At 62.6% G+C, this 340-nt stretch carries 1 protein-coding gene; it reads right to left on the bottom strand.

The genetic code is table 11. The annotated features are described in order from the left end of the window. Nucleotides 1-340, bottom strand: a 340-nt coding sequence (locus tag EOC06_RS38700; RefSeq protein ID WP_164899073.1) for a MobA/MobL family protein, incomplete at both ends; no start/stop codon positions are given.

Raw genomic sequence — 340 nt, 5'->3', positions numbered from 1 at the left:
GATGTGCGGATTGCCCGGATTGTCGTGGTAGACCCAGTCGGCAACCATACCCTTCGACAGGATGTGCTTTTCCACGAAGTCTCGGACGAGCGCGATATTCTGTTCGACTGAGAGCTCCAGCGGCAGGGCGATGGTGAGGTCCTTGGCAAGCTGCGCGTCGACACGCTTCTCGAAGGCCTCGACCTTGTTCCAGAAGGCCTCCGCGGCTCCGGCGGTGGACCGGTCCGCGATCAGCTTGCGCGCCCATTGCGGCGCATCGGCCGGTAGCAAGAACTCCTCATGCACCAGGCCGTGCTTGCGCGAATAGTCGATCGTCCGGGCCTCGCGTTCGTAGTCCATC

Source organism: Mesorhizobium sp. M7A.F.Ca.MR.362.00.0.0 (genome assembly GCF_004023175.1).
GTDB lineage: Bacteria > Pseudomonadota > Alphaproteobacteria > Rhizobiales > Rhizobiaceae > Mesorhizobium.
This window is presented reverse-complemented; position numbering and strand designations above follow the sequence as displayed.